The organism is Sorangiineae bacterium MSr12523 (assembly GCA_037157775.1).
GTDB lineage: Bacteria > Myxococcota_A > Polyangia > Polyangiales > Polyangiaceae > Pendulispora > Pendulispora brunnea.
The window spans coordinates 1,919,941-1,935,811 of the sequence record CP089982.1 but is presented as its reverse complement, the minus strand read 5'-3'; the positions used below and the strand labels follow the sequence as shown (position 1 = coordinate 1,935,811).

13 protein-coding genes are annotated in these 15,871 nt (G+C 63.0%); 6 read left to right on the top strand and 7 right to left on the bottom strand.

Annotation, left to right across the window (positions count from 1 at the left end):
- The first annotated feature begins 10 nt into the window (after window positions 1–10).
- The 4 genes from LZC95_07690 (at window position 11) to LZC95_07675 (ending at window position 4,618) form a co-directional block, all read left to right on the top strand.
- A complete protein-coding gene (locus LZC95_07690; GenBank protein ID WXA96716.1) occupies window positions 11–679 on the top strand; it encodes a glutathione S-transferase N-terminal domain-containing protein in 669 nt (222 codons plus the stop codon).
- Window positions 679–1,878 carry a cytochrome P450 gene (locus LZC95_07685; protein WXA96715.1) on the top strand — a complete coding sequence of 400 codons (1,200 nt, stop codon included), beginning with the start codon at window positions 679–681 and terminating at the stop codon, window positions 1,876–1,878. Before LZC95_07690 ends, LZC95_07685 begins: the two co-directional genes overlap by 1 nt.
- Window positions 1,879–1,898: 20 nt before the next feature.
- On the top strand, window positions 1,899–2,525 hold the full coding sequence (locus LZC95_07680) for a hypothetical protein (protein WXA96714.1): 627 nt from the start codon (window positions 1,899–1,901) through the stop codon (window positions 2,523–2,525).
- A 209-nt stretch (window positions 2,526–2,734) separates the two neighbouring features.
- Complete coding sequence (locus LZC95_07675; protein WXA96713.1) at window positions 2,735–4,618, top strand: DUF885 domain-containing protein; 1,884 nt, start codon at window positions 2,735–2,737, stop codon at window positions 4,616–4,618.
- Here the strand turns inward: LZC95_07675 and LZC95_07670 are convergent.
- Window positions 4,615–5,841: a sigma 54-interacting transcriptional regulator gene (locus tag LZC95_07670; GenBank protein WXA96712.1), complete on the bottom strand. Its 1,227-nt coding sequence runs from the start codon at window positions 5,839–5,841 to the stop codon at window positions 4,615–4,617. The two genes, LZC95_07675 and LZC95_07670, sit on opposite strands and share 4 nt — an antisense overlap.
- A gap of 392 nt (window positions 5,842–6,233) precedes the next feature.
- Here LZC95_07670 and LZC95_07665 point away from each other — a divergent pair, with 392 nt between their 5' ends.
- Together LZC95_07665 and LZC95_07660 are read left to right on the top strand one after the other, a co-directional pair.
- On the top strand, window positions 6,234–6,629 hold the full coding sequence (locus LZC95_07665; protein ID WXA96711.1) for a hypothetical protein: 396 nt from the start codon (window positions 6,234–6,236) through the stop codon (window positions 6,627–6,629).
- Complete coding sequence (locus LZC95_07660) at window positions 6,626–7,132, top strand: hypothetical protein (GenBank protein WXA96710.1); 507 nt, start codon at window positions 6,626–6,628, stop codon at window positions 7,130–7,132. The genes LZC95_07665 and LZC95_07660 overlap by 4 nt, the downstream gene beginning before the upstream one ends.
- Before the next feature lie 145 nt (window positions 7,133–7,277).
- Here the strand turns inward: LZC95_07660 and LZC95_07655 are convergent, their stop codons facing one another.
- The 6 genes from LZC95_07655 to LZC95_07630 all read right to left on the bottom strand — a co-directional run bounded on the left by LZC95_07655 (window position 7,278) and on the right by LZC95_07630 (window position 15,866).
- Complete coding sequence (locus LZC95_07655; GenBank protein ID WXA96709.1) at window positions 7,278–8,102, bottom strand: hypothetical protein; 825 nt, start codon at window positions 8,100–8,102, stop codon at window positions 7,278–7,280.
- A gap of 273 nt (window positions 8,103–8,375) precedes the next feature.
- Complete coding sequence (locus LZC95_07650; protein WXA96708.1) at window positions 8,376–10,802, bottom strand: condensation domain-containing protein; 2,427 nt, start codon at window positions 10,800–10,802, stop codon at window positions 8,376–8,378.
- Between the two features lie 662 nt (window positions 10,803–11,464).
- Window positions 11,465–12,097: a hypothetical protein gene (locus LZC95_07645; GenBank protein ID WXA96707.1), complete on the bottom strand. Its 633-nt coding sequence runs from the start codon at window positions 12,095–12,097 to the stop codon at window positions 11,465–11,467.
- Window positions 12,098–12,205: 108 nt separating this feature from the next.
- On the bottom strand, window positions 12,206–12,436 hold the full coding sequence (locus LZC95_07640) for a hypothetical protein (GenBank protein ID WXA96706.1): 231 nt from the start codon (window positions 12,434–12,436) through the stop codon (window positions 12,206–12,208).
- A gap of 44 nt (window positions 12,437–12,480) precedes the next feature.
- Entirely contained in the window at window positions 12,481–13,170 is a 690-nt protein-coding gene (locus LZC95_07635) for a response regulator (GenBank protein ID WXB00309.1), read from the bottom strand.
- Window positions 13,171–13,178: 8 nt separating this feature from the next.
- Window positions 13,179–15,866 (bottom strand): sensor histidine kinase KdpD, encoded by a 2,688-nt coding sequence (locus LZC95_07630; GenBank protein ID WXA96705.1) that lies wholly within the window; start codon window positions 15,864–15,866, stop codon window positions 13,179–13,181.
- Window positions 15,867–15,871 lie beyond the last annotated feature (5 nt).

Genomic DNA, 15,871 nt, shown 5'->3' with positions numbered 1-15,871 from the left:
AAGGACAACGATGAAGGTCTATGGAACGGATACCAGCGCCTGCACGCACAAAGTGCTGACCGTGCTGGAAGAAAAAGGTCACCAGGCGGAATTGGTCTTCGTGAGTGTCATTCGAGGCCATGACAAATCGCCGGAGCACCGGAAACGGCAGCCGTTCGGCGAGATTCCCGTTCTCGAGGACGACGGTTTCTTGATTTACGAATCCCGCGCCATCATGCGATATCTGGATCGGCGCCTGCCAGGGCCCTCGCTCACGCCCTCGGATATCCGGGCCTATGGCCTCATGGAACAATGGATAAGCGTGGAGCAATCCTACGTGAGCGGCCCCGTATGGACCTTGGTGCGCGGCGGCCCCGTTTACGAAATCATCCGGCGCAGTCCAGCCGTCGACTTACTGCCGCCCCCACCGAACGAGGCCGAAGCCGCCCAGGCGCGCGGTGAGCTGGCCCGGGCATTCGATATCGTGGAACGGACCTTGGCTGCGCAAGAGTACCTGGCAGGCGATGCATTCAGCCTCGCGGAGATCAGTTGGATGCCGTACTTGCAATACCTTTTCGCTTCGCACGGCGGCCATCTCGTCACCGAACGTCCAAACATGGCTGCCTGGTGGCAGCGGATCAGCACGCGCCGTTCCTGGATCAAGGTCGGCAAAGTCCTCGATAGTGTGGAGAACACCTGATGAATCATTTCGATCTATGGGGCGAGCCGGCACACGTGGATCCCTTGCCGATTCTCGCGCGCATGCGGTCGGAAGCGCCCATCGTACGCCTCTTCGACCCCCATCAAGGCGCGCCGGAATGGGTGGTGACCCGCTACGCCGACGTCGTGGAGTTGCTGCGAGACAATCGATTCAGCAAAGACAAACGCAAATTGCCCCCGCGATCGCGCGAAATGTATTTCCGAGTGTCCGAGCTGGACGCGCTGGACAAACACATGCTTTTCGCCGACCCGCCCGAGCATACGCGTCTGCGGTCGTTGGTGGCCAAGGCCTTCACGCCGCGCCGGATGCGGGATATGCAGCCCCGCATTGCCGAGAGCGCACGGTGGCTGCTTCGCGAGGCGGATGAAACGCGCGGTTCCGGGGGCGTCAACTTGCTCGAGGTGTTCGCTTTTTCATTACCCATTACGGTGCTCGCCGAATTGATTGGCGTTCCGCTGGAAGACCAACCCCGGTTCAAAGCATGGACCAACATTCTGGCCGCTCCGCCCGATTTCGAATCGCTGCGGCGCATGGCCGTGGAGTTCCAGGAATACCTCGCAGAGTTCATTCAGCGCCGCCGCGCCGAGCCGTGCGACGATCTCACGAGCGCGCTCATCGCGGCCGAGGAGCAAGGGGATCGCCTCTCCGCGGTGGAGCTCATGAGCATGCTCTTTCTCCTCATCGCCGCGGGATACGAGACCACGGGCAACCTCATTGCCAATAGCGTTTGGGCGCTGTTGAAGCATCCCGCCGAGCTTGCGCGATTGCGCGCCGAACCGTCCCTGCTCGAATCGGCCATCGAAGAGGTCCTGCGGTATTGCCCGCCGGTGAAGAACACCATCGGTGCGTATCCGCTCGCCGATACCAAATTCCAAGGGCAGGTCATTCCGGAGGGCGAGAAGGTCGTCGCATCGCTCTTGTCGGCCAATCACGATCCCGAGCAGTTCGAGGAGCCGGAGCGCTTCGATATCACGCGCTCACCGAACAAGCATGTGGCCTTCGGACTCGGCCCTCACTTCTGCCTCGGTGCGCCGCTCGCGCGGCTGGAAGCCTCCGTCGCCGTGGACGTGCTCGTGCAGGAATACCCGCGGCTGGCGTTCGCCGAGGATCCCTCGAATTTGCGATGGCGTGAAGCCGTGTTCATTCACGGATTGAATCGATTGCCGGTGATCTGGTGACCCACGAAGGAGCGGCAAACATGGTGCGAGCACGGCAAGCAACCGAGATGGATATCGACGAGATCATGCTCGTCGAAGCTGACTGGGAAGAGTCCCAACGGGCCAGCAGGGAGCGCATGTTGACGCGACTGAGGAAGTTCCCGGCGGGGTTTCTCATGTTCGAACGGGACGGCCACGTGCTCGGTACGCTCATGGGTTTTCCCATGCATTACGACCCGGCCAAGGTCGGCGCGATGCACAGCTGGGACGAGGTGACCAACCATGGCGATTATCCGGACCCCCTCGATTCGTCCACGGCGAATGCGCTGTACCTCGCGGCGGGCTCACTGAAAAGAACCGCGCGAGGTGGCACCGTTTATCGTGCGATGATGAATGCATCGGTGGATCTGGCGCGCCAATTGGGTCTGTCCTACGTGCTGGCCGGGGCAAAGATCCCGGGCTACGACGCCTACTGCCGGCGCTTTGGCGATATCGATGCACGGAAATATGCATTCACATGGTTGAACGGCTGCTTGGTGGATCCATTCCTCGAGATGTACCGGACCCACGACTTCGTCGTGCCCGACGAAGCCCACGTCATCGAGAAGTACTTTCCCGATCCGCCAAGCCGTGACTACGCGGCCATCGTCGTGCGACGGGTCACCTAGCGAAGCAAGACTTCTCATTCCGGAATCGTTACGAGTGTCGTTCCGTTTCAGCACGTACTCGCGCGCTGACGGATGTGTCACGTTTCCAATTCGCCGCGAGTGGGGTTTCTCCCTGGATGGAGCGACCCCAGATCCGCGCGCGAAAAATATCCTCATGACGCCGAAGGGCATCTGTGATTCCTGCCCATGGCGAGTGGAGACGAAACGACATGACATCTCGATTGGTTTCGACCGTGTTGGCAATGACATCCATGCTCGGTCTCGTTGCCTGCGGATCCGATTCTGCAGCACCCGCAGCGTCATCGACGATGGCGTTGCAGTCCGATGTCGCGGCGCGCACGGGGGCATCGGCGGGGGTGCACAACCTCGAGCTCGCGGAGCTGCTCGAACGTCACTGGGCATGGTTTCTCGCCGAGCATCCGACATGGGCAACGATGTTCGGCGAACACCGATTCGACGATCGCATCGAAGACATCAGCGCGTACCACCGTGCGGTTCAGCGCCACCGCGAGCGCGCGTTCCTCGAGGAGGCGCAGGAGCTCCGCATGCGGATCGGGAACGAACTGGACGCGAGCGATGCCCTGACGCTCGACGAGCTGGTGGGCCAACTGGACACCTCCGCGGGCGCCGCGGATGCGTGCCGCCTCGACGAGTGGAACGTCGCCGCTTCGTCCAATCCATTTTCGAAGTGGAACATTCTGCCCCAAATTCAGTCCTCGAGGACGTTTGCCGAGGCGAAGAATTTGCTCAGGCGTTATCGAGCGATTCCGGGATGGATTGACACGAACATCGATAACCTGGCGAGGGGCGCCCGCGCGGGAATGGTGGGCAATGCCACATCGATGAACATTGCGCTGCAAATGGTCGATGGCCAGCTCGCGAAGCCCGATGCGGATTGGGCGCTCTCGGGCCCGAAGAAGGCCGCCCATCCCGATTGGAGCGAGGCCGAGCGACGCCTGTTCGATCGCGAGATCACCATCCTGGTGGCACGCATCCGCACGGCGGCCACGCGGTGGCGGGATTTCGTGGCGACGAAGCTTCTGCCCAACGCCCGCCCGGACGATCGCGGCGGTCTGCGGGATGTTCCAGGCGGCGCGGCCTGTTATTCGGCCTTGATCCATTCGCAGACGAGCTTGCCGCTCACGGCCGACGAGCTGCACGATCGAGGTACGTCCGAAACCGCGCGCATCAACGAAGAGATGGGCACGCTCGGCGAGAAGCTTTTCGGCACCCGCGATCTGCTCACGATCCTGCAGCATCTCCGTTCGGATCCCGCGATGTTCTTCCAGACCGAGGACGAAATCGAAGCGAAAGCCGTTCAAAACCTCGCGCTGGCGAAGAGCAAAATATCCAATTACTTCGGAGTGCTTCCCAAAGCCGATTGCGTCGTGCGCCGCATTCCCGACTACGAGGCGCCGTATACGACGCGCGCGTACTACTGGGCGCCGAATCCGGACGGCTCGAAGCCCGGCGAGTACTTCGTCAACACCTACCAGCCCACGACCCGCCCGCGTTACGAAGCCGAGGTGCTGGCGTTTCACGAGAGCATTCCGGGCCATCATTTGCAAATAGCCATCAGCCAAGAGCTCCCTGCCCTGCCCTCGTTCCGGATGTTTCTCGGCTTTACGTCGTACGTCGAGGGGTGGGCGCTTTACACCGAGCGTCTCGCCAATGAAATGGGACTTTACACGGCCGATCTCGATCGCATGGGGATGCTCAGTTTCGATGCGTGGCGCTCCTCGCGCTTGGTCGTCGATACCGGTCTGCACGCCAAGGGATGGAGCCGCGAGCAGGCCGTGCAATATTTGCTCGCGCACACGGCGCTGCCCGAAAACGACATTCGCAACGAGGTGGATCGCTACATCAACGATCCCGCCCAGGCCCTTGCCTACAAGGTCGGCCAGGGGACGATTTTGGCCCTTCGCGAAGAGGCGAAGGCGAAGTTGGGCTCGCGATTCGACATCAAGGGATTCCACGACACGGTCCTCGGCGTAGGTGCCGTGTCCATGCCCGACTTGGAAAAAGTCGTCCGTGATTGGATTGCCCGGCCCGCGAACGAGCCGAGCCGGGCCCTCCTCGATCATCGCCTCTAGCTCGGCACGAGCCGTTTCATCTTTCTCCATAGCGTGGTGCGGTGAATGCCCAGTTCATCGGCGAGCTTTTGCCGCTTCACGCCACCTCGCGCCACCCGCGCGTGAATCATCTCTTGCTCCTGAATGGCGAGCGCCTGCCGGGTGGTCCTCTTTTCGCGCGTGCCATCGTCGTTGGCGATGGCCGTGCACAACTCCGGTGCGAGCTCCAGAAGCCCCGTCTCGGTGAGCTCGCCCGGCGCGGCCAGCGCCAGCACCCGTTCCATCACGTTGCGAAGCTCGCGCACGTTGCCCGGCCATGGATACCGTGCAAGCCAGCCGCGGGCACCGGCGGAAAGGCGAACCTGGGCTGCGCGATCGTGCTGCCTGTGAAAGCAGTCGACGAGGGCCTCGAGATCGCCCGGTCTCTCGCGCAACGCGGGAACCTCGACGACGAACGTCGCCAGGCGGAAATACAAGTCCGCGCGGAAACGCCCGGCCGCGACCTCTCGCCGTAGGTCGCGGTTCGTCGCGGCGACGATGCGCACGTCCACCTCGGTCGCCTTGGAAGCGCCGACGGCACGCACCGAGCACTCCTCGAGCGCGCGAAGCAATTTCGCCTGCACGGCGAGTTCGAGCTCCCCGATTTCGTCGAGGAACAGCGTTCCCCGGTGGGCCTCGACGAAGGCACCGGGAACGTTGGACACGGCCCCCGTGAATGCGCCACGCACGTGCCCGAACAGCGTGCTTTCGGCGAGGCTCTCGTTGAATGCCGCACAGTTCACCGGGACGAAAGCCCCGGCACGCCCCGAGCGCGCGTGAAGGTGCGTGGCGAGAAGCTCTTTTCCCACGCCGGTCGGCCCCGTCACGAGAACACCCTGCTTGCGTCTGGCCACCTGCTCCAGCACACGCAAGGCCGTCCGCAACGGCGGGTCGACGGCCACGAGCCCTCCGGCCGTGCGCGGCAAACGCTTGGCCGCCTTCAATGCGGCCTTGCGCAAAGCCGCTTCCGTAAATGGCTTTTCGATATCGCGCCCGACGACCAACATCGGAACGCCATGGTTCGAGTTAAGCTTTTCCCGCTGGCTTTCCGCCATCGCTTCGTCGACGACGATGAGATCCGTCGGCGGCGCATAAGCAAGCTCACCAGGCTGCAAGCGTTGAACGCGGAAGGGCGGAACGGCTCCCTCCAGCGTGGTCGCCAGGTCTTGGCCCAGAGGACCGTCGACGACGACAAGAGCTTTCATGATTCGTCCACCCCAATCGATATTGGTACCAAGAGTCCCTTGTTGGAGTTCACGTGGTCAGCCCTCGAAGGTTGAAGGTGCTGCACACTCGCCCAGCTGATGCGGTGCGCACAGGGAGGAGCGCCCGATCCGCTGGGCCTCCGCTTGATCAATCGGCCGTGCTTAGAAAATTGTGTCGCAATTGCACCGAAGACAGCACGTCACCGCCGGATCTTCCCGTAAGTCATGGTTGAGGTTCGCCCGGACGGCCCCGCGTAAAGCTGTCGTCGAATTGCCACTGTGAGGACCGCCGATCACGCTTCTTGGTGCGGGAGGCGTCGTTTTCGCGACCTTTCGCGATGGTCGATCTCGGGCGCAGGCATTGCAGTTGGGAGCGCTACGAGGTCCTTAGGATGAAGGAAAGGCGCTTGGCTTTTCGCGGGGGCTACGTCGCGGCCGCCGTGATCGTCGTGCTCTTTGCCTGCGACGACAGGCACGATCACGACAATTTTCGGGGCGACGTCATTTCGTGCGAGGAGGCGCTGGCCCACCTTGCCGATTGCTGTCCGGGCTTCGACCCGGGGCGGGTGCGCTGCGAGTACAACTACGACGAGGGCTGCGCGGGCGGCAGCACGCAGGTGGAGCACCCGACGCTCGATTCGGACGAGAGCCAGTGCATCCGCAATTTGGAGTGCTCCGATTTGATCGAGCGGGACGTGTGCACGCGAGCCCAGAACGATCTTCCTTATACGGGCGAAAAGCCGTCGTCCTCCGACGCCGGCGGGAGCCGGGGACCGGTGTGTCCATGAAACGAGTCGGCATGGCCATCGCGGCGTTCGGCGCCTTCCTTTGGACTTCGGCGGCTTCGGCCGGCGAGGGCATCGGGGCCAAGGTGAACGTCCAAGGCGGCTACGGTCACATTTTCTCGGTGCCGTTTTACGGCATCGGCCTCGGCGCCGAGTTGGGCGGCGACATCGGCAAATCCGTGGGCATCTACGGCGGCATCCAGTACGAGCGCGCCCGCACGGAATACGGTCTACCCGTTCATTTCGGGCAACTCGGCCTCACGGTGGAGGGAATTCTCGATCGCTTCCGCGTGGGCGGCGGACTCCATTTTCCATACTTCGCTCTGGAGCGGGAGAGCACGAACTCCAAACTGGACAAGATCGGAATCGGACTGCACCTTTCCGCAACCTTCGACCTGGTGCAAACCCGCGAGTTCAATCTCTTTCTAGGCGTTCGCCCACAACTCGATCTTCTGGGCAAAGACCGCACCCTCAGCGCCCACGCCACCTTCGGCGTACGATTTTAGACTCACGCAGCTCCAAGAGAGAATTCACAGGGAGGCGGGGAGACGGGGAGTTTTTTGGGATTCCAATGTCCAATTGCAGACACTGCAACCCCCAAAATCTCCCCGCCTCCCCGCCTCCCTGTTCAATCAATCTCCTGTTGGGCACCTACGGAGACAGCGGTTTTCGCTCGGCGACCCAGAGGTCGACGATGATGGGGCGCGGCTGTGACGTATTGCCCTTTTGGGACTGAAAATAGAGGCGGCAGTTATTGGGTGAAAGCCAGGTGGGGGCCATTTCGCCGTGGCCCGGCAGATCCAGATCTTTGACGATATTGACCTGACCAAATTGTGCACCTTGGTGCTTGCGCCACGCTCGGAAGATTCGGCCATTTCGCGAAAAGAAGATCTCGAGTCCGTCGGCGCTCACGACCGGCGCATATTCATTGAACTCCGCATTGATCTCGGCCAGTGCCTTCGGATCGCCGAAAGCATCGGGCGCCGCGAGATTCGGATGATTGACGTGAACTTGAACGAGCTCTTTGTTCGCACCTTCCTTGGGCGAGTCGCAGTTGTCGGTCGAAGCGCTGGTGCATTGAGAGAAGAACAGCTCTCCCTGGCCATCCCGGCTCATGATGAGATACGGATTCAGTTCGAACTGGCTTCCATCGACCTTCAGCGCGATCGGCAGTAGGTCGCCGAAGTCGGCCGAAGCATCACCTCGACGTGCGAAGTGCAAATGCGGTTTGCCACCGCTCTGTGTGATGGCAGCCAATACGACGGTCGTACCGTCCTCGCTGAATCGCGGCGAATCCTGCCCCGCGAGTGGTTTCATCGCTTTCCAATCGCCGGAGTCCACAAAGGGCTCCACGACCAGCCCGCGCTCCGCACGGTGAATGGTCGATGTGTAGAGCGGCCCGGCGAACGGGCCCTTGGTGCTCCCGAAATAGATCTCTTTTTCGTCCGGCGAGAGCGATGCGCCACGTCGATCCACGGTTTCCGTTGGCACAGGAAAGACTCGGTGCGGATCCCCAAACGGAGCCCCTCCATCCACCGCGGTCTCGCATGGCCGTGTGTCGACGGGCGGGCCGGTGTCGTTCGACGCGTCCGATGGCAAATCGACAACGGCGGGTTGATCGGGCAAGCACGCGATCCATCCAGAGATGGCAGCGGCTACCACGATGCACGATGCAAGAAGAGCGCGGAGCATGACGAAGGCGAAAGACCGTGGATACTTATACGGTCAGCCGCCTTCGTCAATGACGAGCTACCCGCGTGAAGAGCGGTCCAGGCCATGGGACAAGAAGCCGAGGACGCGCTCCATGTCCCGCAGCATCTTTTCCACGGCTTCGTCGCGGAAGTGTCGGCGGTGGTATTGCAGAATGAGCAGCAGCCGCGGGCCGGGCCAGGCTTCCACACGCAGCGGGCAGTCGAGTTGGACCAGCGAGAACGGCGTCGCGGGATCCAGCGACTCGGACGTGTTCTCGTCGATGGAACGATTTTCGACGACGACGTAGCTCTCGAAAAGGCGCGCGCTCGCGGGAAGCTCGCTCCACCGTTTCACGTCGGTGAGCGAGGCGTGACCATGGCGAGGCAGCTTCGTCAGTCCGTCCCGCAGCGCCTCGAGCCAAGCCTGCAACGAGAGAAAGCGCGACGGCGATGGCGGCCGCACGGGCAACACGTCGTCCAACGCCCCCACCGTGCCCTCGGATGCCGGCCCGATCGGTGTGCGGGGTGAAACCATCGTGCCAAAGAGCACGTCTTGCCGATCCGTGTACTCCCTCAGGAGCAGCGCCCATGCGCCATGCACCAGTGTATGCAGCGAGAGTTTCTCGGCGCGGGAAACTGCGGCGAGCCGTTCACTCAGCTCCTTATCCAAGTAGACATGCTGTTTGGCATAGGAACGCTCGCCGCGAGGTGCATCGCCTGCCCGGCCCATGCTCTCGACGAGATTCATGGGGCGGCGGAAGCCTTGCAGCTCCCTTCGCCAGAACGACTCACCCGAGGCCGCGTCGACCGACGTCGGCGGACGCAGAAGCGGGGGGCTGCTCCCGAACGACGGCACGCTTCCTCCGCTCGAATACGCTTTGTAGAGCGCGAGCCACTGCTCGCGCAGGATCATCGTGCTCGCGCCATCGAGCGCGATATGGCTGAAGCCGAGGAAAACCCAGCTCCGTGCGCGCGTTCGAAAAAGGGCCAGCCGCACGGGAGGATATTCGTCGAGCTCGAACGGACGCGCGCGGAACGAATCGATGTACGCCTCGAGCTCGCGATCCACATCGAGCGGGGGAAGATGCCGCCAGTCGTGTTCCTCGAGCGGTACCTTCGCGCTCTCGTGCACCACTTGCCGGTACCGGCCGGAAAGCGTTTTCACGAAGGACGTGCGAAGCGCCGCATGGCGCTCGACCAGGGTCTGCCAGGCGCGCTCCACGATGGCGCGGTCGACCGACGCAGGCATGGGCACCACGTCGAACGAGGTGTAGAGGCCCGGTTCAGGATTCGTCTCGAGGCGCTCGAGCATGTGCGCCTGCATCGCGGAGACCGGCTGCACTTCTCGATGCGGCTTGGTGGCGTAGTGATGGATCGGCCGTTCTTCCGCAACGGGCGGCGGGGCGAAACTCGACCGCTCCTCCCGCCGCTCTGCGTCACGCCCGCCCGGGGCCGGCGTCGTGCGACGGAGGAATCGCACATCGAAGTAGCCTGGAGCATCTCCGCACCCGAGAACGTCGACGTCGTACCCGAACTCGTTTCCCACCAGGAAGAGGTCGTCGGGGTCGAGTGCCGAGGTGGACGGTGCGTCCCGGTCGGAAAGCGCTTTCCTCAAATCGCCGACGGTGCAGTTTTCTTCTGCCTCATTGGCCAGTTCGAAGGCGCGAAGTTCCGAGGCGAGCCGCGCATCGCGCGCGTGGGTGAGCGTCAGCATCGGCCACCGTTCCTCCTCGAGCCGCTCGCGCAGGCCTTGAAGGATCTCCTTCGCGGGGGCGGCGAATGGCGCGCGCCATTCGAGGGAGTCCACGGCGGGAGGCAGGGCGTCGATGGCACGATGCCGCAAGACCACGTCGTAACGGAATTGGCTCGCCTCGTCGCGGGAGCGGGTGCGCTGGCAGAGGATGCGCTCGCACACGAGCCCCGCGAGGCGCGGGAGCAAGCGCCCGAGCTCCCAAAAAAAGGCCGGATCGACGACCAGCTCGTTCTCGGCCGCCACGGCATGGCGAACGCGCCGTTTGAGCTGCGCGACAGTACGCGACGCCGGGGCCTTCGCGAGTTCTGCGGAGGTGTGGAACAGCTCGAGGAGCGGCAAGCTGCGCACATTGCCAATGAAGAGCGACCCGCCGGGCCGTAGCGCCCGCGATGCTTTCTCGAGGACGTCGACCAAGTAGTCGATGCTGGGGAAGTACTGCACGACGGAATTGAGGACGATAACGTCGTACGCGCTCATACCGAGTTTCTTGAAGTCGTTCGCTTCCCGCTGGGCGAGCGTGACGTGCGAAAAACCCATGGTATTGCATTCGCGCGAGAGCGACTCGACGGCGGCTCTCGACATATCGGTCGCGTGGTACGTCTCGGCGTGGGCGGCGAGCCGAAACAAGAGCGGGCCGGAACTGCAACCAAGCTCCAACATGCGCGGGCGCCGGCCGGGCACCTTCCACAGGGAGCGAATACGGGCCGCCGTCGTGTCGACCCAGTCGCGCATGGTATCGTCAAAAATTCCACGCCCAAAGCACGCACGAAGCCTTTGTGGGACCGAGGAAGGATTGCGCTCACTCATCGTTGATTCGTTCTCCGGCGAGAGCCATCCACGCAGGCGCTCGCTCGCTATCCAATGCAAACCGCTTGGGCGTGACTCCGAATCACCCTCACGAGGCGGCTACCTGGGGTACCTCGCCATCTCGCACTCCGGGCTCCGAAACATCGGATGCCGACATGCAAGCCAGCGGGCATGCGAAAGTCTTAGCACGATAATGGCCAGACCACCAAGCGTCAACGTCGGACGATTGATATCTGAGATGACTTCGAGTCACTGGCGTCGAATGCCTCGCAAGGCGAATAGGAATTCGCCCGGATGCTTGCCGGCGTGCCAATCCTAAACTCTCGTTCAAGTGAATCTTCCGCGAATTTCCAAGATGACGCAGATCATCATACGGTCGAGCACGCATTGAATGTTACCCATGGGTAATATCCAATTAGGCGCCTAATGATTTTATCGTTTCATATCCGTTATCTTGGATTTGTATCGTTTCACATTCATTGCCGATCGGACGGAAGCCGCGCATTTGAGCGCGCAACTGCGCGGAATCAGCCAAAAATGAGCCCGGTCGGAACACGGCCACGTCTGCGAAAGCGATGAAACGACTTCTACTGCGAAACCGCTGTTTTCCGCTCACTCCAAATTACGTCGTACGTGCAGCGGTTGTCTCCCGCCACGACGGGACGCATCCACACATCGCCGCGAACTTCGCAGAACTCGAGAGCGGCCGCAAAAGCGCCGGACATCGTAGTGAGATGACCGTGGGCCTCGAGCATGACGCGCGGAATATTGTTCAGAACGATGGTTACCGCGCCTTCCGTGCGGGGCACGCAGACGAGTTCGCCGCTATGGCTGTAGACCGCGTCCCAGAAACGGGGGGCGAATCGATATAGCCCTTTGGGGGTTAATCCGAAGATGCGGACTGCGGTGTCGCGCAGGTGACGAATCCATGGCTTTTCCGTGACACGCAGCATGGTGGCGCGTCCCCAGAGAAACGTGTCCTTTTCGCCAAGGACTTCATGGTAGGCGACCGCCATTTCCACGCCGTACTCGATGGGAATCCACGTGAGGCGCGTCGCCTGCTCGATTTCCTGCAGGTACTTCGGGTTGTACTTCGCGCGAATGGCGCGTGCGACGGGCTTCGGAAGCTCGTCGATGAGTGCGAGTGCTTCGTGCAATTGCCCTGCGCGCATCCGGGGAACTTCCTCGGCGGGACGCGCTGGAAACTTCGCAATGTTCATCGATGGGCCCCCAAGCTTCGTCAAAAGGAACCCGACGAGTTTACCGGCTCTTTGGCCGTATGTCCGAAGAACTGGGTGCGCGCTCGATTGCGCGCGCTTACCTACTGCTCAAGAGCGTTGCCGAAATCGGGATGCCAGCGGGGCGAAGAGAACCCGCGACATGAGGAGCACCATGACCAGCGCGAGCGTGGATTCGGCACCGAAGGGCTCGCGGTACACAAATGTACCTACCACGCGCACTACACTCGCCCCCCAGACGAAGAGCGCGGCCACGAGTACGGCTGCGCTATTCACGGCGGAGACGGCTGGATCGGCTTCGGTGCTGGCGGCGGGCTCCATGAGCCTCGAATATGACGGAGGCCCCATCAAGATGGGATCAAGATTCAGTCCTCCGTTTTGAGTCGATAGCCCACACCGGGCTCGGTCACGAGGTAGCGGGGGCGAGCCGGTTCCTTTTCGAGCTTGTGTCGGAGTTGGACCATGTAGACGCGGAGGTATTGCGTTTGGCTCGCATAGGCCGGGCCCCAAACGTCTTTGAGAAGCTGCCTGTGCGTGAGGACCTTGCCCGCGTTTTTCATGAGCACGGTCAGAAGTTTGTATTCGATGGGCGTGAGGTGGACCTCGTCGCCTTCCACGAAGACTTGGCGGCGGTCGAGGTCCATTTTGAGGCCACCGACGGCGAGCACGGGCTCGGGCTTCTCGAGGCCGGCGCGCATCGCATGGCGAAGGGCCACGCGAATTCGGGCCATGAGCTCACCCGTGTTGAACGGTTTGGTCAAATAGTCATCGGCGCCTTCATCGAGCGCGCGGATCTTGTCTTCCTCCTGCCCGCGCGCGCTAATGACGATGATGGGTGTGGTCGTCCAAGCGCGCAGGCCCTTGGTGACCTCGAGGCCATCCATGTCCGGAAGACCGAGATCCAAGAGGACGAGATCGGGATTGTGCGCCTGCGCCTGCACGAGGCCATCGCCCCCCGTGGAGGATTCGACGACCCGGTAGCCGTGGCTCGTGAGGGACGCTCGCAGGAATTTCTGCATCTGGGGCTCGTCCTCGACGACCAGGATGCGGGGGATGACTTCGGTCATGGTTGAAGCTCCAGGTTCGGCGGCTCGCCCTCGATCGGCAACGTGAAATGAAACATAGCGCCGCCCTCGTCCGTCGAGCGGTTTTCGGCCCAAATGCGTCCGCCGTGCGCGGCGACGATGCCGCGGCAAATGGTGAGTCCCAGGCCAGCGCCGCCGCGCCCTTCTTGCGCGCGGTAGAACTTTTCGAAGATGCGCTCCTCTTCGCCCGGCGCGATGCCCGGGCCACGGTCGGCGACGGTCACTTGCACTTGGTTCTCTGGCTTGTGTTGCGCGCGGGCTGCGATGGATATCGATGCATGGGCTGGAGTGTACTTTGCAGCATTTTCGAGAAGATTCACCAGCACTTGCTCGATGAGCACGGAGTCGAGCGGGACCAGCGGCAGATCGTCCGGCAGATCCGTGATGATCTCCCTGCCCTGCAGCGCTGCATCGACCCGGTGGAGCGCGGCACCGACGACCTCTTCCAGCGGCTGCCACTCTTTCTTGACGCGCAACGCGCCGGCCTCGACGCGGGTGACGTCGAGCAGGTTGCGCACGAGCCGATTGAGCCGATCGGACTCGTGCAAGATCGTCTCGGTCAGCTCACGCCGCGTTCCCTCGGCGATGTTTCGTTCGAGCAAGGTGCTCGCCGCGCCGGTGACGACCGCGAGCGGCGTGCGCAGGTCGTGCGAAACGGAGCTGAGGAGCGCATTGCGAAGTTGCTCCGACTCGATCTGCAGGCGCGCATGCTGCGCTTCTTCCGCGAGCTCGGCGCGCTCCATGGCGGCCGCAAGCTGGGCGCCGAATGCCTCCAGGTGCTGGCGCCGCTGCGGCTCGATGAGCGACTCGGGCGTCGTGGCGAGGGCGCCGAGGACGCCCAACTTTCCACGCGAGGCGCGCAAAGGCAGATAGACCCCGCGGGCGGACGGAAGGGTGTCGGTGCCCGCGCCCGCCATTTGCCCATTTTGCCATACCCAACTTGCGACGCCTTTTTCCTTGTCGTCGAGTTCCAGCGAGGCGCCTTCGCGCACGATGGGCGCGAGCGAGCCGGCGCGAAGTACGACGACCCGCGCGCCGAAGACGTCGCCGATGTGCCTCTGACCGATGGATACGACGTGCTCCAGTGTTTTCGCGGTGGCAAGCTCACGGCTCATGGCATAAAGGCTCGCGGTCCGCCGTTCGCGCTCGCCGGCGCCTTGTGCCTGCTCGCGCACGCGCGTGGTCAGTCGGCTGATGATGCCGGCGACGAGGAACATGACGGCAAACGTCACCAGGTGGCTCAAGTCGCCGACGGCGAAGGTCAGATACGGCGGAATGAAGAAAAAGTCGAAACAGACGACGCTGGCCACGGCCGCAAGGAGTGAGGGCCCGTAGCCATAACGCATCGACACGAGCACGATGCCGAGCAAATAGACCATCACGGTGTCGGGCAATTGCTCGCGTCGGAAGAAGGCCCACGAGATGAGGGTGGAGACGACGGCCACGCCCGCGCCCATCACGTAACCCGCCATGCCGCGCGGCGCGCGGGCAGGTTGCGCCTCTTCGCGGGCGCGGCGCATCGCGCTTTCATCGCCCGACATGACGTAGACGTCGACATCGCCGCTGTGGCGCACGATTTCGTCGAGGAAGGAGGCCTTGAGGCGGTCGCGCCAGCGCGCGTGCGTGGGCTTGCCGATGACCACGCGGGTGACGTTGCGCTGGTGGGCATAGCTCATCGCCGCTTCGGCGGCGTTGGAGCCGCTGATGGTGACGGCTTCCGCGCCGAGCTGCTGCGCGAGCTGGAGGTTCGCGGCCACGCGGCGGTTGTCTTCGGTGCTCTGGCGCAACGAGGCGGGCGTCTCGACGTAGACGGCAATCCAATCCGCGTGGAGCGAGCTCGCAAGACGGCGTGCCCCGCGGACGAGGCGCGCGGACGTGGGGCTCGGGCTCACACAGACGAGCACGCGCTCGCCCACGGGCCACACGCGCTCGATGCCGTGCTCGCGCTTGTAGTGCTGCATCTGCGCATCGACCCGCTCGGCCGTGCGGCGCAGGGCGAGTTCGCGCAGCGCAATGAGGTTACCCTTGCGGAAAAAGTTGGACACCGCACGCCGTGCCTGATCGGGCACGTACACTTTGCCCTCGCGCATGCGCTCGAGGAGCTCGTCGGCGGGCAAGTCGATGACGCGGATGTCGTCGGCGCGATCCAAAATGGAGTCGGGCACCGTCTCTTTGACCAGAACGTGGGTGATCTGCGCCACCACGTCCTTGAGGCTCTCGACGTGCTGCACGTTGAGCGTGGTGAAGACGTCGATGCCGGCGTCCAAGAGCTCGACCACATCCTGCCAGCGTTTGGCGTGGCGGCTTCCCTCCGCATTGGTGTGCGCGAGCTCGTCGACGAGAAGGAGCCCCGGGCGCCGCGACAGGGCGAGGTCGAGATCGAACTCCTCGAGGTTCACCGTGCGGTGGGCGATCTTACGGCGAGGCAAGATTTCCAGCCCGAGCAAGAGCGCCGCCGTGTCGTAACGGCCGTGCGTCTCCGCGATGCCGATCACGACGTCGCGACCTTGGCCGTGCTCGGCGCGGGCTGCCTCGAGCATGGCATACGTCTTCCCCACGCCGGGCGCGGCGCCGAAAAAGATGGTGAGCTTGCCGCTGCGGGCGCGAATTTCCTCGTCGCGCACGCGCTGGAGAAGCAAATCGGGGTCGGGTCGGCCGTCGCTCATCGCGT